This is a genomic window from Citrobacter rodentium NBRC 105723 = DSM 16636, from assembly GCF_021278985.1.
In the GTDB taxonomy this organism is placed as follows: Bacteria; Pseudomonadota; Gammaproteobacteria; order Enterobacterales; family Enterobacteriaceae; genus Citrobacter_A; species Citrobacter_A rodentium.
The window spans coordinates 510,306-534,026 of the sequence record NZ_CP082833.1; the positions used below are offsets into that span (position 1 = coordinate 510,306).

6 protein-coding genes are annotated in these 23,721 nt (G+C 60.5%); 2 read left to right on the plus strand and 4 right to left on the minus strand.

What is annotated here, in order from left to right; all coding sequences use genetic code 11:
* Nucleotides 1–74: 74 nt before the first annotated feature.
* On the plus strand, nt 75–950 hold the full coding sequence (locus K7R23_RS02365; RefSeq protein ID WP_012908681.1) for an SdiA-regulated domain-containing protein: 876 nt from the start codon (nt 75–77) through the stop codon (nt 948–950).
* 75 nt (nt 951–1,025) lie between these two features.
* Entirely contained in the window at nt 1,026–2,219 is a 1,194-nt protein-coding gene (locus K7R23_RS02370) for an MFS transporter (protein ID WP_012908680.1), read from the plus strand.
* 1 nt (nt 2,220) lies between these two features.
* Here the strand turns inward: K7R23_RS02370 and K7R23_RS02375 are convergent, their stop codons facing one another.
* The 4 genes from K7R23_RS02375 to K7R23_RS02385 form a co-directional block, all read right to left on the minus strand.
* The gene (locus tag K7R23_RS02375) at nt 2,221–3,396 is read right to left on the minus strand and encodes an HlyD family type I secretion periplasmic adaptor subunit (protein WP_012908679.1); all 1,176 of its coding nucleotides are present in this window, start codon (nt 3,394–3,396) and stop codon (nt 2,221–2,223) included.
* A 1-nt stretch (nt 3,397) separates the two neighbouring features.
* The gene (locus K7R23_RS02380; protein WP_012908678.1) at nt 3,398–5,581 is read right to left on the minus strand and encodes a type I secretion system permease/ATPase; all 2,184 of its coding nucleotides are present in this window, start codon (nt 5,579–5,581) and stop codon (nt 3,398–3,400) included.
* A 189-nt stretch (nt 5,582–5,770) separates the two neighbouring features.
* Nucleotides 5,771–6,034: a type I secretion C-terminal target domain-containing protein gene (locus K7R23_RS25900; RefSeq protein WP_082050668.1), complete on the minus strand. Its 264-nt coding sequence runs from the start codon at nt 6,032–6,034 to the stop codon at nt 5,771–5,773.
* Between the two features lie 24 nt (nt 6,035–6,058).
* On the minus strand, nt 6,059–23,713 hold the full coding sequence (locus K7R23_RS02385) for an Ig-like domain-containing protein (protein ID WP_374952010.1): 17,655 nt from the start codon (nt 23,711–23,713) through the stop codon (nt 6,059–6,061).
* Nucleotides 23,714–23,721 lie beyond the last annotated feature (8 nt).

A 23,721-nucleotide genomic window follows, 5' to 3' on the forward strand; every position in this document is an offset into this window, starting at 1 on the left:
TTTTTGAAGGGTTTAAGCATTTGTTAAGATTCATTTATATACTGCCCACAAAATCATCAGGGTTATAAAATGGAATGTTAATGAAAAGGATTATCAGCACTTTAAAGCGCCCGCTGGTCGGGATGACCATGCTCATTCTCCTGCTGGCTGGCGTGGGCTGTACGCTGCTCGCCGGGGCGATGGCGGACCGTGAGCGGGCAGACTCTTCTCTGCGCCACTACCGCGTCACGCTGGACGGCAAGGCGATTGCCGGCGTCACGAAAAATATCTCCTCGCTGACGTGGTCGGAAAAAAGCGATACGCTTTTCAGCACCGTGAACAAACCCGCCACCATTCTTGAACTGACCAAAGAGGGTGAACTGCTGCGCGCCATCCCAGTCGATTTTGTGCGTGATATGGAAACGATTGAATACGTTGGCAACGACACCTTTGTGGTCAGCGACGAGAGCGACTACACCATTTACGTTATTACGCTGGATGCGCAGTCGCAGGTGAATATTGTCAAAAAGGTAAAATTCGCTTTGCAGGACACGCCCACCAACAGCGGGTTTGAAGGGCTGGCCTGGTCACGCCACGATCGCACGTTCTGGTTTTTTAAAGAGTGGAAACCCATTGAGATTTACCAGGTGCGCGGGCTTTTACGCAATGATGACCTGTCGATCAGCAAAGACGCCACGCTGCAGCGCCATCTGCATATTAAGGACATTTCCGGCGCGGAGTTTAACCCGCGCAGCAATACCCTGCTGATCCTTTCCCATGAATCGCAGCGACTGCAGGAGGTCACCCGGGACGGCGAGATTATCGGCACGCTGTCGCTGAAAAAAGGCCGCCACGGGCTGGCGAAAGATATCCGTCAGCCTGAGGGCATCGCCATGGATGACCAGGGGACCATTTTTATCGTCGCGGAGCCTAACCTGTTTTACCGCTTTACGCCCGACGGCGGAGAATAATTCGACGATAACCCTTACCTGATTGTTGCAAATTTGTTATTGTGAGTTTTAATTATGTAACAATCAGGGTTCGGCATGAGCCAGCAACCGCATAACGTCACCGATCGTTTTTCGCTGAGCACCGCGCTTTTTGGCATGATGGTGCTGGCGCTCGGCATGGGAATTGGCCGCTTTTTATATACGCCAATGCTGCCGGTTTTACTCGCTGAGGGGCGCTTCACCTTCAGCGAACTCTCCTGGATCGCCAGCGTCAACTATGCGGGCTATCTGGCCGGTAGCCTGCTGTTCTCCTTTGCTCTTTTTCATCTGCCTTCCCGGCTACGCCCGCTGCTGCTGACGTCGGCGGTCGCCACCGGCATGCTGATCCTCGCCATGGCGCTGTTCGCTCATCCGGCGGTGGTGATGCTGGTGCGTTTTCTGGCGGGGATCGCCAGCGCCGGGATGCTGATCTTTGGCTCGACGCTGATCCTGCAACACACCCGCCATCCGTTTGTCGCGGCCGCGCTGTTTTCCGGCGTCGGCGTCGGCATCGCGCTGGGCAACGAGTACGTCATCGCCGGGATACGCCTGGCGCTCTCTTCGCAGGCGTTATGGACCTGGGCGGCCGCGTTTTCCGGGGGGCTGGTGATTCTGCTGGCGTTACTGATGCCTGCGCGCGCTCACGCCGCGCCTCCCGCGCCGCTGGCGAAAGCAGAGCGCCAGCCAATGCGCTGGTGGCTGCTGGCGATCCTCTACGGGCTGGCGGGATTTGGCTACATCATTGTCGCCACCTATCTGCCGCTGATGGCGAAAAACGCCGGTTCGCCGCTGCTGTCGGCGCATCTGTGGACGCTGGTCGGCCTGTCGGTAGTGCCGGGCTGCTTCGGCTGGCTGTGGGCGGCAAAACGCTGGAGCGTTTTGCCCTGTCTGACGGCGAACCTGGCGATTCAGGGCGTCTGCGTGCTGCTCACCCTCGCCAGCGACTCCCCGCTGCTGCTGGTATTGAGCAGCGCAGGCTTCGGCGCGACCTTTATGGGCGCCACGTCGCTGGTCATGACCCTCGCCCGCCAGCTGAGCGTACCGGGAAGTCTGAACCTGCTGGGATTTGTCACCCTGACCTATGGCATTGGACAGATCCTCGGTCCGCTGCTCACCTCTTTGCTGGGAAGCGGAACGCAGGCTATTACCGACGCCACCCTGTGCGGCGCGCTGGCGTTGTTTATCGCCGCGTTCATCAGCGCCGCGCAGCTCTGTAAGCAGCGGCGCTTATTATCCTGCCGCGTAAAATAAATTACCGTTCGCGCATCGCCTCTTTGGCCTTGTTCAACGGCTTAAGCAGATACTGAAGCACCGTTTTATTGCCGGTCTTAATATCCACCGTGGCGATCATGCCGGGAAATACCGGAAAGGCTTTTTTCTGCTTGTTGACTAACTGATTGCTGTCGGTACGGATATAGACCCGGTAATAGTAGAGATCGCGTTTGACCTCATCCTGAATGGTATCCGGCGAGATCAGCGTCACCACGCCGTTGATGCCGCCGTAAATCGAGTAATCGTAAGCGGTAATCTTCACCATCGCCTCCTGCCCCGGATGAATAAACGCAACGTCGCGCGGCAGGATTTTTGTTTCAATCAGGATCTGATCGTCTAACGGCACCAGGCTCATCAGTTTGCCGCCGGGGGCGATAACGCCGCCGACAGTGGTCACGTCGATATCTTTGACAATGCCGCGTACCGGGGCGGTGAAGGTCAGACGCGTCAGCGAATCTTCCCGCCCGCGCATCACCGAACGCTCGGTTTCGATTTCGGCATTGGCTTTCGCCAGCTCTTCACGGGCGCGCACGTAGTACTGGGTTTGCAGCTCGGCGATCTTGTTTTCCATCTCATTCTTTTGCCGACGCAGGCGCAGCACTTCCACCTGGCTGGCGGCGCCCTGCTTGATCAGCGGCTGCGTCATCGCCAGTTCGCCTTCGATCAGCGCAATCCCCTGCCGTAGCCCCGCCACGCCTTTCTCGAGGCTTTCGCGGCGGGACTGGAACAGCGCGCGCTCCTGACTAACCAGCGCCGTCTCGTTATTCAGCTCCGACGGAAACACCGGCTCGCCGCCGTTCACTTCGGCGGTCAGCCGCGCGGCGGTGGCTAACGCCGCGTGCAGTTTTGATTCGCTCTCCTGCACGCCGGACTCGGTTTTCGTCCGGTCCAGCTGCGCCAGCACCTGGCCTTTTTCCACGATATCGCCTTCGCGGACGTGCAGTTTGTAAATAATTCCCCCCTCCAGCGACTGGATCTCCTGCTCATGGGACGAGGGCACCACTTTGCCGCTGCCGGTGGTCACTTCATCAAGATGAAAGTAGCTCGCCCAGCCGACAAATGCCGCCAGCAGGGCAAACAGAAACCAGGCGACCAGTGAAGAGCGCGGGAGCTTCGGCTCGCTGAGGCGACTGTTAAAACGGTTGATATCGCGCATTTCACGATCTCCCTGAGTGGTTCGACGGCGGCGTGTTGAGGTGTGACACGTTGCTTTGCGCCGCCGTCGGCTGCGTCATGCCGTGTTTATGCAGAATGGCGTCACGCGGACCGTCCATCACAATACGTCCGTTATCCAGCACGATAATGCGATCCACCAGTTCGAGGATCGGCAGGCGGTGCGTCGCCACCACCATCGTGCGCTGGTTGCCCAGCCAGTTTTTTAACTGGCGGATAAGCTGTTGTTCGCCAATTTCATCCAGCCAGGCGGTCGGTTCGTCGAGCAGCAGTATCGTCGGCGAGGTCAGCAGCGCGCGCGCCAGCAGCAGCGCCTGACGCTGGCCGCCGGACAGTCCGGCGCCTCCTTCGCTGATCACATAGTTCAGCCCGGTTTTCTGCTTGCGCACAAATTCGAGCGCGCCGCTGATGGCCAGCGCCTGCTGGATATCGTCATCGGTCGCCGTGGGGTTGCCGAGCGTAATATTGTCGTGAATGGAGCCAAAGAACAGGCGCGCCTGCTGGCTCAGCAGCTGCATATCGCGACGCAGATCCGCCGGATCGAGATGGTTAAGCGCGATGTTGTCGAGCAGCACCGATCCCTGCTGCGGCTCCTGCATTCCCGCCAGTACCTGTAACAAGGTACTTTTCCCGGAGCCATTGCGTCCGAGCAGCGCCACGCGCTCCCCGGCTTTGATGTTCAGCGCCAGCACCGTCAGGACGTTGACTTTCTCTTCCTCGTCATAATAGAAGGTGACGTTCTCCAGCTGATAATGGCCGCGCAGATGCGCTTTATGCACCTTCTTACCCTGTAGCGGTTCGTCGATCGGGCGCTGCATCAGGTCGTCCAGCCCCTGTAACGCCACCTTCGCCGACTGCCAGCGCGACAGGACGCCGGAAATTTGCGACAGCGGCGCGATGGTGCGCGAGGCGAGGATCGAGGTCCCGACCAGCGCGCCGGTGGTCATATCGCCGTTAATCACCAGATAGCAGCCAATCAGCAGCACCACGGCATAGACGATCGACTGCACTTCCTGGGTCCAGGTGAGCAGCAGACTGGTCAGCCAGCGCTGGCGCATCCCGACCCCGGCGGCGACAAAGTTGGTGTTATTCCACTGGTTCTGAAAACGCTGTTCGGCGCGCATCAGCTTAATGTCCTCAATGCCCTGCACCGCCTCGACCAGCGTGGCGTTACGGATAGCCGACTCGCGCATCCCTTCCGTGGAGAGCCGCCCCAGCGGACGCTGTACCAGCAGGCCGGGGATCAGCAGCAGCGGAACCGCCATCAGCACCACCAGCACCAGCGGGCCGCCTGTCATCCACAGAATAAATACAAACAGCAGGAAGAACGGCAGGTCGGAGAGCGCGGCGATAGTGGTGGAGGTAATCAGCTCACGCACTGACTCCAGCTCGCGGATCTGGGCGATAAACGAGCCGGTGGATTTCGAACGCGCGCCGTTTTTAATCCGCAGGGCATGGGCGAAGATGCGCTCCGAGATCCGCAAATCAGCGCGCTTACCCACCACGTCGGAGATATAGACGCGCAGCATTCGCATAATAAATTCAAACAGGATCGCCAGCATCACCCCGCCAAACAGCACCCACAGGGTAGTTTCAGACTGCGACGGCACCACGCGGTCATACACCTGCATGGAGAAGATCATGCCGGAAAGCGCCAGCACGTTCGCCACCAGCGCAACCACCATAATATCGATATACCGGTGCCAGTCTTTTAACGCCAGCCGCCAGAACCAGTTTTTTTTGTACGGCTTAATATAATCGTCGACGCGGGCGTCGGGAGTGGATTCCAGCGGACGCAAAACATATAACGTTTTAATACGCGTACTGACTTCATCGCGGGTTAATACCGTTTCCAGGCCTTCGTCGCCGCTGAACTGCAGGCTGATGTTGCCTTCGCTGTCCATCCGGTTAATGACGGCGATTTGCCCTTCGCTGAACTCGGCAATCAGCGGCAGACGCCACGGATCGAGATGCGAGACTTTCGCGGCGACGCTGCGCAGCCCCAGCCCCAGCTGACGCGCCATATCTTTTAACACCAGCTCGCGCGGAGAGTCGCTTTCATAATTTACCGCCACCCGAACATGCTCCGCCGAGAAGTCGAGACGATAATGCTGCGCCACACCGATCATTGCCTGTAACCAGGGTTCGTATTGCGACTGCGTGTTCATAGAGTTGGGTTCCTGTTGTGCGACATGGCGCCGTAACGGAATGGCGTTATCAATAACGGATTGTGTGCTCATACTCTTTTCTGCCGCAGAAAGATAAACGCGTTACCCGCTCTGCGCTGTTCATTTTTTAGTCTAGTGCGTATTTGACGCGAGGTGTGCCGGGGGAAGCGATTCCCCCGGACGTGGGTATTACATAATCACTAACTGATGGTTTGCCAGCAGGGTGGCCAGATCGGTCTGCACGCCGTTCAGGGTGACCACGGTGGTGGAGCCGGAAGCCCCGCCCGCACCGTCGAGATCCACATGAATTTCGGTGTTGCTGCCGTTCTGAACCACGCGGACGTAGTCTTCAATATTCCCTGCCTGGGCATCCAGCGTCGCCACGCTGTTGACGTAGGTGGCTGAGCCGCTGCCGGTGTAGCCACTGCCGGACAGCAGTTCGCGCAGGTCGATACGGTCGGTGTCCGCCGTCCCTTCCTAGGTGCCGACGGTAAAGCCGTTGACCACATCGCTGCCGTTGCCGCCGGTGGCGTCAGAGGCGTTGATCAGCTTGTACAGCAGGGTATCCTGACCGCCGTTGCCAATATTGAAGGTGTCATTACCGCCGCGCCCTTCGAAGAAGTTCTCGGTGCTGCTGCCGGTAAAGGTGTCGTTACCGTTGCCGCCCGCGATCCCTTCAACGTTAACAAACTGCGCATTGCCAAAGCCGGTGCTCTGCATAGCGCCGTTGCTGAGGTCGATGTTCAGCGCGGTGCTGCCCGCCAGCTTGTAGTCGACGATATCCATCCCGCCCTGCGCGCTCCAGACGTCAACATCCGACACCACGCGGCTACCGCCGCCGCCGTTGTAGATGTGGCTGCCTGCGGTGGCGTTCAGGGTGTCGTTGTAGCCGGTACCGACAATCCCCACGGTATTACTGCCGTCGCTGGCCGCCAGCGCGCTGTTCGCCGCCGATGCCCCGTCTTCCGCCGTCAGGTTATACGCATGGTTCTTCTCCACCGCCATCAGGCCGCCCCAGGAGGCGTTGACGTTCTCAACCGTGTTCACCACGCCGGAGGAGTCAAACGTCACCGACGACACGCCGCCGTAGTCCTGACCGTTCGCCAGCAGCACCGCGCTGTACGACTTGCTGGCGTCCAGACCGTAGAAGTAAACCAGGCCAGACGAGTCGTTCATGTTCACCCCGCCCTGCGGGTTGATCACCTGCGAGCTGACCACCTTGCCGGTACTCTCATCAATGAGCAGCACGGTGTTGCCGTAGAAGGTGTTCACGCCGTTCGCATCCGAAATACGCAGGATGATGCTGGTGCCGTTGCTGATGGAGCTGGTGTTCTCGATGTACTCCGTTTTACCGCCTGCGGCGCGGAATACCACCAGATCCTTGTCACCGTCATAATCCAGATCCAGCGTCAGCGCGCCGGTGGTGATGTTGCTGCTGCCCTGGTTGGCGCCGGTTAACAGCGTCCGGGAAGACCAGTCAACCTGGTTGCTGCCGTTCACGCCGTTGTTGGTCCACAGCAGCCCCACGTTGCTGGTGTTGGTCGCGGTGGTCGAACCCGCCGCGCCAGCGATTTCGATTAGATCCATCCGACCATCGCCGTTCCAGTCCACCGCCAGCGAGGACATACTGTTAACGCTGTCGCCCAGCGTCTGCACATTTGACCCTGTGCCCGCGCCATTGGCCGCCGTGGTGAGCTTACCGGTGCCGTCGTTATAGAAGATGGCGCTGGTGGCGTCGCCTTTGGCGGTCAACCCGGCGACAAACAGATCCATATAGCCGTCGCCGTTCAGATCGGCCCAGGTCAGGGTGGTGTAGTGGTTATCAGAGGCGTTATCGCCGTTAAACACGTCCGTCACAATCTGGGTGTTGGTCAACGTCATATTGCCGTTGGCGTCCACGCCGTTAGTGACCACCGCCAGACGAGAACTTGAGCTGCTGGAGCCGCCCCCTGCCGTGGTGTTGGTACCGGAGGTGCCGTGATAAGTAATATCCACGTAACCGTCGTTGTTCAGGTCAACGCCCGACACTTCACGGTCCGGCGTCGGGTTGCCGCTGTTGGTCGACGCCACGCCGTCCTGCGAGTTACTGGTATAGACATAGGAGCCGGTCTTATCAAAGCCGACGATGGTGCCATCAGTATTGAGCACAAAGCCGCTGTCATAGCCGCCCCGGCCTTCAGAGTCGTTTGGCGTTTCGTCGCCATAGACCATATCAACATAGCCGTCGCCGTTGATATCGATCCCCATCGCGCCGCCGTACCAGCCGTAGACGTTGCCGTTTGGATCGTTAGTCTGCCCCGACACGCCGTAAGCGCCCACCTGGAAAGAGGTATAAGTTCCGTCGGCGTTGTATTTGAACGACTGCTGACCGTTGGCATAGCTGGTGTCGGCGCCGAGAATATCCATCAGGCCATCGCGGTCGAAATCGATAAACGACGACTGCTGCTGTTTGTCCGGACCGCTAATCGCCACCGAGTTAAACGACCCGAGGGTGGTGGAATCGGTGGCGTTCTGGGTGAACACCGTCGAGTTGCTGAGGATACGCCACGTACCGTCTTCACCCAGCGTCAGCGCGGTGCCGGTATCTTCCGACGATGCCGCGGTTGAGGTAAAGGTAATGGACGGCGTCGGCGACACTGTCAGCTCGCCGGTGGTGTCGTCACGAGTGATTTCGGTACCATCGGCTTTATACAGGACGGCTTTCACTTCATAAGTTCCCAGCGCCAGCGCATCGCTGTCCGGGATCTGCACATACCAGGTGCTGTTTTTCGGGTCGATAACCACCGCGCCGTTACGCGAGCTGTAGACCACGTTATTGATCGTTACTTCGACGTATTCGCCCGGCAGGATTTCAAAGTCCACGCGACCGGTGACGATCGGCGTGGTATCCAGCGTATTCTGGGCATCGGCATACATTTTCAGATCAACGGTGAAATCAAACACCGGCGAATGTGCGCCTTCATTGCCGGCGGCATCGACGACTACCGCGTAGAACTCCCCTTTATCGCCATCGACCAGCGGCACGTTCAGTTGATAGCTCCAGTCCGTGCCGTTGACGTCCGCTTCGCCGAGCAGCGTTCCGTCCGCGCTGTAAATGCGCACCTGTTCGCCGGTCTGCAGGGCAGTCGCCAGCGTACCGTTCAGCACCGGGGTGCGGTCATCGGTGGTGGTGCCCGCGGCAAACTCGCCGCGCGAAGAGGCCACGTCGTCGGTATAGCTGTGGATGGTCGCGACGTTTGTCGACGGCGTCAGATCGACGCTGACAACTTGATCCGTCGTCGCCCCGACGTTCCCGGCCACGTCAACCACGCGAACCTGGTAGGTCTGATCGCCTTCCGCCAGGGTGCGCGGGTCGACGTAGCTCCAGCTGTCGCCGCTCATCACCACATCGTGCCAGGTCAGGCCGTTATCGACGCTAATCTGCACGCGATCGCCCGCGGCAAGCGGCGCGCCAATGGAGCCGCTGATGGTCAGCGAGCTATCATTGGTCAGGAAGTCGCCGCTGTTGTAGCCGGTATCGGTAGAGATACTGTCGATGCTGACGGTAATCGCGCTGTCCGGCGGCGTCAGGTCGACGATCACCTGCTGGTGCGCGGTCGCGCCAATGTTACCGGCGGTATCGATCACCCGCACCCAGTAGTCATGAGCGCCTTCGCCCAGCGTGCGGCCGTCGGCAAACGACCAGCTGTTGCCAATAACCGTAACGTTCTGCCAGGTTGCGCCGCCGTCGAGACTGATCTGTACAATTTCCCCCGGCGACAGCGTCGCCCCCAGCGAACCCTGCAGGCTAAGCGAAGTATCTTTGGTGATAAAGTCGCTGCCGCTCAGGCCGCTGTCGTCCGTGATGCTGTCAAAAGCGATGGTTTTCGTCGCGTCTGGCACCAGGGTATCTACGGTGACCGTCTGGCTGGTGGTCGCACTGACGTTGCCCGCCTGGTCGATCACCCGCAGCTGGTAGTGATAATCGCCGTCGGCGAGGGTACGCCCGTCGACGAAGGACCAGCTCTGGCCGCTGACGCTGACGTCAGTCCATGTATTGCCGCCGTCAAAACTGATCTGCACATGCTCATCGCTGGCCAGCGCGGCGTTCAGCGAACCCTGCAAAGCGATCTGGTTGTCGTGAGTAATATAATCACTCGCCGACAGCCCGGTATCCTGGCTAATGGCGTCAATGGAAATCAGCGTCACGGCTGGCGGCGTGGTGTCTACCCGCACCGCCTGGCTGTCCACCGATCCGACGTTACCCGCCGCATCAATCACGCGAACAAAGTAAAGGTAGCCGCCATCCGCCAGAGTGCGGCCATCGGTAAACGACCAGCTGGTGCCGTTCACCAGCAGATCGATCCACGTTGTACCGCCATCAAGGCTGATCTGCGCGGTTTCACCACTGGCGAGCGGCGCGGAAAGCGAGCCATCCAGTACCACCTGATTGTGGTTAGTAATGAAATCGCTGCTGCTCAGGCCGCTGTCGCCCTGCACCGCATCAATCGAGATAGCCTGAGCGGGCGCGGTCAGATCGACATTCATCACCCGATCGGCGCTGGCGCTGTTGCCAATGGTGTTGCTGACCTGCGCATTCACCGTATACGCCGTACCGTCCGCCAGCGCAGCGACGTCGGTGCTGCTCACCACGCAGCTCCACTGGCCGTTGCTGTCGACCACCGCAGTGTAGCTGTTGCCGTTAAGCGTGATGGTCACCGTCTGACCAGCAGGCGCGGTCGTCGTGCCGCTGAGGGTCAGCGGGGCACCGTGCTCGGCCGCATTGATCACATCATCCATGCTGATAACGTCGATGGCGATGGTCGGGACATCCCCGTTCAGGGCCACAATATGCGTGACGTGGCCCGCGTTACCCGCCGCATCGTTAACGGTGACGGCGATAGCGTAGTTACCGTCCGCCAGACCGGTAAAATCACCCGCCGGAACGAATACTGACCAGTTGCCGCTGGCGTCTACCGTCGCCTGATAGGTGTGACCGTTAAAGGTCAGGGTTATCGTCTGACCCGGCTCTGCGGTGGTGGTGCCGCTGATGGTCTGTCCAGCTCGCTGCTCGCCGTTATTAATGATGTTGTCGCCCGCCACGTTATTTACGGCGATCAGCGGCGCGGTAGCGTCAACCGTCACGTTATGGCTGGTCTGGCTTTCGTTGCCCGCCTTATCGCTGACGACGGCGGAAACAACCAGTGGACCGTCGCTTAACTCAGCCAGATCGGCGGCGGGAACGGTGAGACTCCAGGTGCCGTTGGCCTGGACCTGCGCGGTGTAATCGGTGCCGTTGAGGGTTACCGTTACGGTTTGCCCGGCTTGCGCGCTGGTGTTACCCTGCACGGTCAGCGGCTGATGCTGTTCCGCCGCGTTCAGCACGTCATCCACGGAGATCGTGTTGATCGAGATAACCGGCGCATCGGTGTCGACGCTGTAGTCGCGGGTGGCAGACGCGCTGTTGCCTGCGGCGTTGCTGACGCTGACCTCCACGCGGGCGTTGCCGTCGGTCAGGGTCGCCAGATCGGCGACCGGTACGCTCAGCGTCCAGTTGCCGCTGGCATCAACGGTAGTGGTGTAAGTCTTGCCGCCAAAAGAGACAGTCACAGTCTGGCCCGCCTCCACATTCGTGGTCACGCCGGAGAGCGTCAGGTTTGCACCCTGCTCAGCCGCATTCATCACATCATCAGCGGTGACGCTGTTGATGGTCACCGTCGGCGCTGCGGTGTCGACGTTCACATCATGCGTAGCCGAGCCGCTGTTGCCTGCCGCGTTAGTGACGGTCACGCTGATGGTGCTGACGCCATCATTCAGCGCGGTCACATCCGCCGCCGGAACGCCGACGCTCCAGTTGCCGGACGCATCAATTACGGTGGTGTAGGTTTTGCCGTTCACGGTAACGGTGACAGCATCGCCCGCCGCTGCGCCGGTAGCGGAGCCGCTGATAATCTGCGTCTGGCCGTGCTCGGCGCTGTTGATAATGTCGTCGCCCGCCACGGTATTGATGGTGACCACCGGTGCGGTGGTGTCCACGGTCAGGTTATGGCTGGCCGAACCGGTATTACCGGCGGTATCTGCCACGCTGGCCGTTACGGTGCCTGTGGTGACAGATGTCACGTCCGCTGCCGGTACGGTCACGCTCCAGTTGCCGTTAGCTTCCACCTGCGCCGTATAATCCACGCCGCCAATGGTAACGGTTACCGTCTGGCCTGCTGGCGCATTAGTGGTACCGTTGATGACCAGATCTGCCTGCGCTTCGGTGGCGTTCAGGATATCGTCAGCGGCGATAGTGTTGATGGTGATAACCGGTGCACCCGTATCCACACTGTAGTCATGCATTGCCGAGGCAGAGTTACCCGCCGCATTGCTGACGCTGATCTCCACACGGGCACTGCCGTCAGTCAGGCCAGCCAGATCCGCTGCCGGTACGCTCAGCTTCCAGCTGCCGCTGGCATCAACGGTAGTGGTGTAAGTCTTGCCGCCAAAAGAGACGCTGACAGTCTGGCCCGCTTCCACATTCGTGGTCACGCCGGAGAGCGTCAGGTCCGCGCCCTGCTCAGCCGCATTAATCACATCATCGGCAGTCACCGGGTTAATGGTGACGGTCGGTGCCGCGGTATCGACGTTCACATCATGGGTGGCGGAACCGCTGTTGCCCGCAGCGTTAGTGACGGTCACGCTGATGGTGGCCGTGCCGTCGTTCAGCGCGGCCACATCTGCCGCCGGAACGCCGACGCTCCAGTTGCCTGCCACATCAATTACGGTGGTGTAGGTTTTACCGTTCACGGTGACGATGACAGCATCGCCCGCCGCTGCGCCGGTGGCGGAGCCGCTGATAATCTGCGTCTGGCCGTGTTCGGTGCTGTTGATGATGTCGTCCGTTGCCACGGTATTGATGGTGACCACCGGCGCGGTGGTGTCCACGGTCAGGTTATGGCTGGCCGAACCGCTGTTACCGGCGGTATCGGATACCGTTGCGGTCACTGCGCCAGTGGCGATGGATGCCACATCCGCTGCCGGAACGGTGACGCTCCATGAACCATTCGCCTGAACCTGCGCGGTGTAGCTGTTGCCACCCACGGTAACGGTCACCGTCTGGCCTGCCGGAGCATTAGTGGTACCGCTGATGACCAGATCCGCCTGCGCCTCAGTAGCGTTGAGGATATCGTCAGCCGCGATAGTGTTAATGGTGATAACCGGTGCGCCCGTATCCACGCTGTAGTCATGGGTCGCAGACGCGCTGTTACCCGCCGCATTGCTGACGCTCGCTTCCACGCGGGCACTGCCGTCGCTCAGACCAGCCAGATCCGCTGCCGGTACGCTCAGCGTCCAGCTGCCGCTGGCGTCAACGGTAGTGGTGTAAGTCTTGCCGCCAAAAGAGACAGTCACAGTCTGGCCCGCTTCCACGTTAGTGGTTGCGCCGGAAAGCGTCAGGTCCGCGCCCTGCTCTGCCGCGTTAATTACGTCATCGGCAGTCACTGCGTTAATGGTGACGGTCGGTGCTGCTGTATCCACTTTCACATCGTGTGTTGCGGAGCCAGTATTGCCGGAAACATTGGTCACGGTCACGGAAATGGTAGCAGTGCCGTCGTTCAGCGCGGCCATATCCGCCGCCGGAACGCCGACGCTCCAGTTGCCTGCCGCATCAATTACGGTGGTGTAGGTTTTACCGTTCACAGTGACGGTGACAGCATCGCCCGCCGCTGCGCCAGTGGCGGAACCGCTGACAATCTGCGTCTGACCGTGTTCGGCTGTATTGATGATGTCGTCGCCCGCCACCGTATTGATGGTGACCACCGGCGCAGTGCTATCGACGGTCAGGTTATGGCTGGCCGAGCCGGTATTACCGGCGGCGTCTGCCACGCTGGCCGTTACGTCGCCAGTGGTGACAGATGCCACATCCGCTGCCGGAACGGTGACGCTCCAGCTGCCGTTAGCCTGAACCTGCGCGGAATAGTCCACGCCGCCCACGGTAACGGTCACCGTCTGGCCTGCCGGCGCACTGGTGGTGCCGGTAATCAGCAGATCCGCCTGCGCTTCAGTAGCGTTCAGGATATCGTCGGCAGCGATAGTATTAATGGTAATGGTCGGTGCGCCCGTATCCACGCTGTAGTCGTGAGTCGCAGATGCGCTGTTACCCGCGGCATTGCTGACGCTGACTTCCACACGGGCGTTGCCGTCGGTCAGGCCAGCCAGATCGGCGACCGGTACGCTCAGCGTCCAGCTGCCGCTGGCGTCAACGGTAGTGGTGTAAGACTTACCGCCAAAAGAGACGCTGACGGTCTGGCCCGCTTCCACATTCGTGGTTGCGCCGGAGAGCGTCAGGTTTGCGCCCTGCTCGGTAGTGTTAATCACATCATCAGCGGTCACGCTGTTGATGGTTACCGTCGGTGCGGCGGTATTGACGTTCACATCATGGGTGGCGGAACCGCTGTTGCCCGCAGCGTTAGTGACGGTCACGCTGATGGTGGCTGTGCCATCGTTCAGCGCGGCCACATCTGCCGCCGGAACGCCGACGCTCCAGTTACCGGACGCATCAATCACGCTGGTGTAGGTTTTACCGTTCACGGTGACGGTGACAGCATCGCCCGCCGCTGCGCCGGTGGCGGAACCACTGACGATCTGCGTCTGGCCGTGCTCGGCTGCGTTGATGATATCGTCCGTTGCCACGGTATTGATGGCGACCACCGGCGCGGTGGTGTCGACGGTCAGGTTATGGCTGGCCGAGCCGGTATTACCTGCAGTATCTGCCACGCTGGCCGTTACGTCGCCAGTGGTGACAGATGCCACATCTGCTGCCGGAACGGTCACGCTCCAGCTGCCATTAGCCTGAACCTGCGCGGAGTAATCCACGCCACCAACCGTAACGGTCACCGTCTGGCCCGCCGGAGCATTAGTGGTGCCGCTGATGACCAGATCCGCCTGCGCTTCAGTGGCATTCAGAATATCATCCGCCGCGATGGTGTTGATGGTAATGACCGGGGCGCCCGTATCCACACTGTAATCATGAGTGGCCGAGGCAGAGTTGCCTGCCGCATTGCTGACGCTCGCCTCCACGCGGGCACTGCCGTCGCTCAGACCAGCCAGATCGGCGGCCGGTACGCTCAGCGTCCAGTTGCCGCTGGCATCAACGGTAGTGGTGTAAGTCTTGCCGCCGAAAGAGACGGTCACAGTCTGGCCCGCTTCCACATTCGTGGTTGCGCCGGAAAGCGTCAGGTCCGCGCCCTGCTCTGCCGCATTGATCACATCGTCGGCGGTCACGGAGTTAATGGTGACGGTTGGTGCCGCGGTATCGACGTTCACATCATGGATAGCCGAACCGCTGTTGCCTGTGCCTGCGGCGTTAGTGACGGTCACGCTGATGGTGGCCGTGCCGTCGTTCAGCGCAGCCACATCCGCCGCCGGAACGCCGACGCTCCAGTTGCCGGACGCATCAATCACGGTAGTGTAGGTTTTGCCGTTCACGGTAACGGTGACAGCATCGCCCGCCGCCGCGCCGGTGGCGGAGCCGCTGACGATCTGCGTCTGGCCGTGCTCGGCAGCGTTGATGATATCGTCGCCCGCCACGGTATTGATGGTGACCACCGGCGCGGTGTTATCCACGGTCAGGTTATGGCTGGCCGAGCCGGTATTACCGGCGGCGTCTGCCACGCTGGCCGTTACGGTGCCTGTGGCGATGGATGCCACATCCGCTGCCGGAACGGTCACGCTCCATGAACCATTCGCCTGAACCTGCGCGGAATAGTCCACGCCGCCCACGGTAACGGTTACCGTCTGGCCTGCCGAAGCATTAGTGGTGCCGCTGATGACCAGATCCGACTGCGCTTCGGTAGCATTCAGAATGTCATCAGCCGCGATGGTGTTGATGGTGATGGTCGGGGCGGTTGTGTCCACGCTGTAATCATGAGTGGCCGAAGCGGAGTTGCCTGCCGCATTGCTGACGCTCGCTTCCACGCGGGCACTGCCGTCGCTCAGACCAGCCAGATCCGCTGCCGGGACAACCAGCGTCCAGTTGCCGCTGGCGTCAACGGTGGCGGAGTAAGACTTGCCGCCAAAAGAGACGCTGACGGTCTGACCCGCTTCCACATTCGTGGTCGCGCCGGAAAGCGTCAGGTTTGCACCCTGTTCAGCCGCATTGATCACATCGTCGGCAGTCACGGAGTTAATGGTGACGGTCGGTGCTGCTGTATCCACTTCCATATCGTGGGTGGCGGAGCCAGTATTGCCGGAAGCATTGGTCACGGTCACAGCAATGGTAGCCGTGCCATCATTCAGCGCGGTCACATCCGCCGCCGGAACGCCGACGCTCCAGTTGCCTGCCGCATCAATCACGCTGGTGTAGGTTTTACCGTTCACGGTAACGGTGACCGCATCGCCCGCCGCTGCGCCGGTGGCGGAGCCGCTGACAATCTGCGTCTGGCCGTGCTCGGCTGTGTTGATAATGTCGTCCGTTGCCACGGTATTGATGGTGACCACTGGCGCGGTGGTGTGCACGGTCAGGTTATGGCTGGCCGAACCGCTGTTACCGGCGGTATCTGCCACGCTGGCTGTTACTGCCCCCGTTGTAATGGCCGGTACACCCACTGCCGGAACGGTCACGCTCCAGTTGCCGTTAGCTTCCACCTGCGCGGTATAGCTGTTGCCGCCCACAGTAACGGTCACCGTCTGTCCCGCAGGAGCATTAGTGGTGCCGCTGATGACCAGATCCGCCTGCGCTTCAGTGGAGTTGAGGATATCGTCAGCCGCAATAATGTTGATGGTGATAACCGGAGCGCCCGTATCCACGCTGTAGTCATGAGTTGCTGACGCGCTGTTACCCGCAGTATTGCTGACACTCGCTTCCACGCGGGCACTGCCGTCGCTCAGACCAGACAGATCCGCTGCCGGTACGCTCAGCGTCCAGTTGCCGCTGGCATCAACGGTAGTGGTGTAAGTCTTGCCGCCGAAAGAGACGGTCACACTCTGGCCCGCTTCCACATTCGTGGTCACGCCGGAGAGCGTCAGGTCCGCGCCCTGCTCGGTAGCGTTAATTACGTCATCGGCGGTCACGGAGTTAATGGTGACGGTCGGTGCCACGGTATCCACTTCCATATCGTGGGTAGCCGAGCCAGTATTGCCGGAAGCATTTGTCACGGTCACAGCAATGGTAGCCGTGCCGTCGTTCAGCGCAGCCACATCTGCCGCCGGAACACCGACGCTCCAGTTGCCGGACGCATCAATCACGGTGGTGTAGGTTTTACCATTCACGGTGACGGTGACAGCATCGCCCGCCGCCGCGCCAGTGGCGGAGCCGCTGATAATCTGCGTCTGGCCGTGCTCGGCTGTGTTGATAATGTCGTCGCCCGCCACCGTATTAATGGTGACCACCGGCGCGGTGGTGTCGACGGTCAGGTTATGACTGGCCGAGCCGCTGTTACCGACGGTATCGGAGACCGTTGCGGTCACTGCGCCAGTGGCGATGGAGGCCACATCCGCTGCCGGAACGGTCACGCTCCAGCTGCCGTTAGCTTCCACCTGCGCGGTGTAGCTGTTGCCGCCCACAGTAACGGTCACCGTCTGGCCTGCCGGAGCATTAGTGGTGCCGCTGATGACCAGATCCGCCTGCGCTTCAGTGGAGTTGAGGATATCGTCAGCCGCAATAATGTTGATGGTGATAACCGGAGCGCCCGTATCCACGCTGTAGTCATGAGTTGCTGACGCGCTGTTACCCGCAGTATTGCTGACGCTCGCTTCCACGCGGGCACTGCCGTCACTCAGGCCAGCCAGATCGGCGGCCGGGACAACCAGCGTCCAGTTGCCGCTGGCGTCAACGGTGGCGGAGTAAGTCTTACCGCCAAAAGAGACGCTGACGGTCTGACCCGCTTCCACATTCGTGGTCACGCCGGAGAGCGTCAGGTCCGTACCCTGCTCGGCCGCGTTAATTACGTTATCGGCAGTCACCGGGTTAATGGTGACGGTCGGTGCCGCGGTATCCACTTCCATATCGTGGGTAGCCGAGCCAGTATTGCCGGAAGCATTTGTCACGGTCACAGCAATGGTAGCCGTGCCGTCGTTCAGCGCGGCCACATCTGCCGCCGGAACGCCGACGCTCCAGTTGCCTGCCGCATCAATTACGGTGGTGTAGGTTTTACCGTTCACAGTGACGGTGACAGCATCGCCCGCCGCTGCACCGGTGGCGGAGCCGCTGACAATCTGCGTCTGGCTATGCTCGGTGCTGTTGATGATGTCGTCCGTCGCCACGGTATTGATGGTGACTACCGGCGCGGTGTTATCCACGGTCAGGTTATGGCTGGCCGAGCCGGTATTACCGGCGGCGTCTGCCACGCTGGCCGTTACAGCGCCTGTGGCGATGGAAGTCACGTCCGCTGCCGGAACGGTCACGCTCCAGCTGCCGTTAGCCTGAACCTGCGCGGTGTAATCCACGCCGCCAATGGTAACGGTTACCGTCTGGCCTGCCGGAGCATTAGTGGTACCGCTGATGACCAGATCCGACTGCGCTTCGGTGGCATTCAAAATATCGTCAGCGGCAATAGTGTTGATGGTGATAACTGGTGCGCCCGTATCCACGCTGTAGTCATGCGTTGCCGAAGCAGAGTTGCCTGCCGCATTGCTGACGCTCGCTTCCACGCGGGCACTGCCGTCGCTCAGACCAGCCAGATCCGCTGCCGGTACGCTCAGCGTCCAGCTGCCGCTGGCGTCAACGGTAGTGGTGTAAGACTTGCCGCCAAAAGAGACGCTGACGGTCTGGCCCGCTTCCACGTTAGTGGTCACGCCGGAGAGCGTCAGGTCTGCGCCCTGCTCGGTAGCGTTAATCACGTCGTCGTCGGTCACGGAGTTAATGGTGACGGTCGGCGCTGCGGTGTCCACCGTGACGTCGTGAGTAGCCGAGCCGCTGTTGCCTGCGGCGTTAGTGACGGTCACAGCAATGGTAGCCGTGCCGTCATTCAGTGCAGCCACATCTGCCGCCGGAACGCCGACGCTCCAGTTGCCGGACGCATCAATCACGGTGGTGTAGGTTTTACCGTTCACGGTGACGGTGACCGCATCGCCCGCCGCCGCGCCGGTGGCGGAGCCGCTGATAATCTGTGTCTGGCCGTGCTCGGCGCTGTTGATGATATCGTCGCTCGCCACCGTATTGATGGTGACCACCGGTGCGGTGGTGTCCACAGTCAGGTTATGGCTGGCCGAGCCGGTATTACCGGCGGCGTCTGCCACGCTGGCCGTTACGGTGCCTGTGGCAATGGACGCCACATCCGCGGCCGGAACGGTCACGCTCCATGAACCATTAGCCTGAACCTGCGCGGTGTAATCCACGCCGCCCACGGTAACGGTCACCGTCTGGCCTGCCGGAGCATTAGTGGTGCCGCTGATGACCAGATCTGCCTGCGCTTCAGTAGCGTTCAGGATATCGTCAGCCGCGATGGTGTTGATGATGATAACCGGCGCGCCCGTATCCACACTGTAGTCATGCGTTGCCGAAGCAGAGTTGCCTGCCGCATTGCTGACGCTCGCTTCCACGCGGGCACTGCCGTCGCTCAGACCAGCCAGATCTGCTGCCGGTACGCTCAGCGTCCAGCTGCCGCTGGCGTCAACGGTAGTGGTGTAAGACTTGCCGCCAAAAGAGACGCTGACGGTCTGGCCCGCTTCCACGTTAGTGGTCACGCCGGAGAGCGTCAGGTCTGCGCCCTGCTCGGTAGCGTTAATCACGTCGTCGGCGGTCACGGAGTTAATGGTGACGGTCGGCGCTGCGGTGTCCACCGTGACGTCGTGAGTAGCCGAGCCGCTGTTGCCTGCGGCGTTAGTGACGGTCACAGCAATGGTAGCCGTGCCGTCATTCAGTGCAGCCACATCTGCCGCCGGAACGCCGACGCTCCAGTTGCCGGACGCATCAATCACGGTGGTGTAGGTTTTACCGTTCACGGTGACGGTGACCGCATCGCCCGCCGCCGCGCCGGTGGCGGAGCCGCTGACAATCTGCGTCTGGCTATGCTCGGCTGCGTTGATGATATCGTCCGTTGCCACCGTATTGATGGATACCACCGGCGCGATGGTGTCGACGGTCAGGTTATGGCTGGCCGAACCGCTGTTACCGGCGGCGTCTGCCACGCTGGCAGCTACGGTGCCTGTGGCGATGGAAGTCACGTCCGCTGCCGGAACGACGATGCTCCAGCTGCCGTTAGCTTCCACCTGGGCGGTGTAGCTGTTGCCGCCAATGGTAACGGTCACCGTCTGGCCCGCCGGAGCATTAGTGGTACCGCTGATGACCAGATCCGCCTGCGCTTCCGTGGCGTTCAGAATATCGTCAGCCGCGATAGTGTTAATGGTGATAACCGGTGCGGTTGTATCCACGCTGTAGTCATGCGTTGCCGAAGCAGAGTTACCTGCCGCATTGCTGACGCTGACTTCCACACGGGCGTTGCCGTCGGTCAGGCCAGCCAGATCGGCGACCGGTACGCTCAGCGTCCAGCTGCCGCTGGCGTCAACGGTAGTGGTGTAAGACTTACCGCCGAAAGAAACGGTCACAGTCTGACCCGCTTCCACACTGGTGGTCGCGCCGGAGAGCGTCAGGTCCGTGCCCTGCTCTGCGGCATTGATCACATCGTCGGCGGTCACAGAGTTGATGGTGACGGTCGGCGCTGCGGTATCGACGTTCACATCGTGAGTGGCGGAGCCAGTATTGCCGGAAGCATTGGTCACGGTCACAGCAATGGTAGCCGTGCCATCGTTCAGCGCAGCCACATCCACCGCCGGAACGCCGACGCTCCAGTTACCGGACGCATCAATCACGGTGGTGTAAGTTTTACCGTTCACGGTAACGGTGACCGCATCGCCCGCCGCCGCGCCGGTAGCGGAGCCGCTGACAATCTGCGTCTGGCTATGCTCGACTGCGTTGATAATGTCGTCGCCCGCCACGGTATTGATGGTGACCACCGGCGCGGTGGTATCGACGGTCAGGTTATGGCTGGCCGAACCGCTGTTACCGGCGGTATCGGAAACCGTTGCGGTCACTGCGCCGCTGTTGATGGACGCCACGTCTGCTGCCGGAACGGTTACACTCCATGAACCATTAGCCTGAACCTGCGCGGTGTAGCTGTTGCTGCCAATAGTAACAGTTACCGTCTGGCCCTGCGGGGCGGTGGTGGTGCCGGTAATCACCAGGTCCGCCTGCGCTTCGCTGGCGTTAAGGATGTCGTCAGCGGCAAGAGTATTGATGGCGATCGTCGGCGCGGCGGTGTCCAGCGTGACGGTATGGCTTGCACTGGCGGTATTGCCGCTGACGCTGGTGACGCTCACGCTAATCTGCTCGCGGCTGTCGGTCAGCGAGGCCACCGCCGATGGCGGTACGGTGACGCTCCAGGAACCATCAACCTGAACCTGTGCGGTAAAGGTCTGACCGGCGAATTTCACTATCACGGTCTGACCCGCTTCCACCCCCTGAGTCTGACCGGAAAGCAGCAGGTCAGCGCCTTTTTCCGCGGCGTTGATCATATTATCCGTCGCCACGGTATTGATGGTAATCGCCACCGGGTTCAGATCCAGCTCAACCGGATGGTTAACCGAAACCGGATTGCCCCAGCTATCCTGCGCACTGGCCGTCACGGTCAGTTGCCCCGCAGACCAGTGTTGTAAATCGTCGGCAGGCACGCCAATCTGCCAGCTGCCGTTGTTGCCAACGACCGCCTGATAATCAACGTTATTGATGGTCACGGTAACGGTCGACCCGGGTGCCAGATGGCTGCTGCTGCCGCTCACCACCAGATCCTGATGCTGTTCGATAGCATTCACGATGTCGTCGCCGGAAAGCGTGTTGATGCGCAGACCCGGCAGCGATGCGTTGATGTTGATATCGCGCTCGCCTGTGCCGGTGTTGCCGTGGCTGTTGGTCACCGAGGCGGTAAAGGTCAGGTCGCCGTCGCCAAAGCTTTGCAAGTCGCTGGCCGGAATGGTCACTTTCCAGCTCAGATCGCTTTCCACAACGGCGCTGTAGCTTTTGCCGCCAACCTGAATGGATACCGTGTCGCCCGGCGCGGCGCTGGTGACGCGACCACTTAAAATCTGATCGCTGTGGGTTTCCGCGCTGTTGACCAGGTTATCGACGGCGAAGTTATTGACGATCACCTGCGGCAACGTCGTGTCGACGAGGAAGGAGGCGGTGGTCGTTCCGCTGTTGCCAATGTCGTCAGTGCCGCTGACGGTAACCTGATAGATTGTATTGGCGAGGTGCAGTACGTCAGAAACCGGCACCTGTACCGACCAGATGCCGTTGTTGACCGTCGCGCTATAGGCGACGTTATTGAGCATTACGGTAACCGTACTGCCGTTAACCAGAGTGCTGGTACCGCTCAGCGTCAGCGGCTGCATGGACTCCAGCGCGTTAACCACGTTGTCCTGGCTGATGGTATCGACGGTGATCCCGACGGCAACGCTGTTGAGCGTCACGTCATGGGTGGCAGTGCTGGTGTTGCCTGCGGCATCGGTGACCGTCACGGTGATGGTGTGCTGGCCGTGGCTCATGGTATTGAACAGGGACGCGGGGACGCCGACGCTCCAGCTACCGTCCGCCTGGACCACGCCGGTAAAGGTCTGATTGCCAAACTGCACGGTCACCACGTCGCCGGGCGCGGCGCCATCCGCCCGGCCCGAAATAAGCTGAGCGACATCCTGCTCATCATCATTAAGGATGTTATCGCCCGCCACGCTATTTACCGTCAGAACTGGCGCGGTGGTGTCGACGCTCAGCCGCTCGGCGAGATCCGCCACGTTCCCGGCTTTATCGCTGACGCTCACCGTCAGCGAGTGATCGCCGTTCGCTAACGCCTGCACGTCAGCAGCGGCCAGCGTCAGCGACCAGCTGCCGTCGTCAGCGACGGTCGTGGTCCAGGTTTTGCCATTCAGGGTCAGCGTGACCGTCTGACCAGCTTCAGCGGTGGTTTTTCCGCTCAGCACCAGCGTGGCGTTATGTTCAGTGGTATTGAGGATCTGGTCGATGGCAATCTTATCCATCGAGAGCAGCGGCGCCTGGGTGTCGACGGTGATCTGCTGGCTGCCTGTCACCGTATTGCCCGCGGCGTTCTGACCGCTTACGGATACGGTCCAGCTGCCGTCCGCCAGCGCAGCCGCATCAGCCGCCGGGACGTTAACCTGCCATTCGCCATTCGCGCCAACCGTAGTGAGATAGGTTTTACCGTTCAGCGTCACGGTCAACGCCGTCCCCTGCGCCAGCTGGCTGCTGGCGCCAGAGAGGGTAAAGCCAGCGGCCTGTTCGCTGGCGTTAATCACGTTATCACCTGCGGTCGTCGCCAGCGTCAGCGAAGCTGTGGTGGTATCGACGTTAATCGTAATGCTGCCCGCGGTGGTGGTGTCGCTACCGTTAATCTGCACCACGGACCAGGTGTGCTGACCATCGGTCTGCACCGGCAGCCGTACCGTCCAGACGCCATTGGCATCGACCATCGTGCTGGCAATGGTGTTACCGCTGCTGTCTTTAATCTGAATCGTTGCGCCAGGGTGGCCGTTGCCGCTGAAGGTCGGCGTGTTGTCATCCGTGGTGTCGTTGGCGGACAGTCCGCCCTGCTTGTCGCCTTTCTTATCGGCGATGGTCCAGGTTGGCGTGTTTTTGGTGTTATCCACCACTTCGGTTTCAGTTTCGGTGACGGTGACCGTTTTGGTTTCACCGCCGTCATCGTTAGCCAACAGCGCGCCAATCGCGCCGCCGCCCAGCGCCGCGCCGGCCAGCCACGCCCACGGAAAGCCGTTATCTTCGCTGGCGGCTTCCGCCATCAGCGGTTCGATGCTGTCAATCGGCGTCGCGTGCGCCGTCAACTCAACGGCATCCAGGCTGGTGACATTACTGACCTCATCAAACGTCACGTGCGTCAGCCCCGTTTCATCGCTGAAAACCAGCTCTGAATGCAGCTTCGTCTCCGGGTCTTCGGTGAAGTAGCCGCTGCAACGAATAACGCTACCGTCCTTCAGATAAATCAGTAAGTCGTTGCCCTGGCGAACATAGCGGGCGACATCCTGAGCGGAACCTAAAATTTCAATGACGGAGGCGCCGGAAACAGCCACCGAGAGATTCCCTTCTCCCGACAGGACGGTTTTTTTGGCGGTGTGACGGTTGATAATATTCGCTGTTTTTAAGGTGTTCATATTCTGGC

Coding starts and splice junctions, on each gene's coding strand:
- K7R23_RS02385 (WP_374952010.1), bottom strand. CDS start 23,713: ATGAACACCTTAAAAACAGCGAATATTATCAACCGTCACACCGCCAAA.
- K7R23_RS02370 (WP_012908680.1), top strand. CDS start 1,026: ATGAGCCAGCAACCGCATAACGTCACCGATCGTTTTTCGCTGAGCACC.
- K7R23_RS02365 (WP_012908681.1), top strand. CDS start 75: ATGTTAATGAAAAGGATTATCAGCACTTTAAAGCGCCCGCTGGTCGGG.
- K7R23_RS02375 (WP_012908679.1), bottom strand. CDS start 3,396: ATGCGCGATATCAACCGTTTTAACAGTCGCCTCAGCGAGCCGAAGCTC.
- K7R23_RS02380 (WP_012908678.1), bottom strand. CDS start 5,581: ATGAACACGCAGTCGCAATACGAACCCTGGTTACAGGCAATGATCGGT.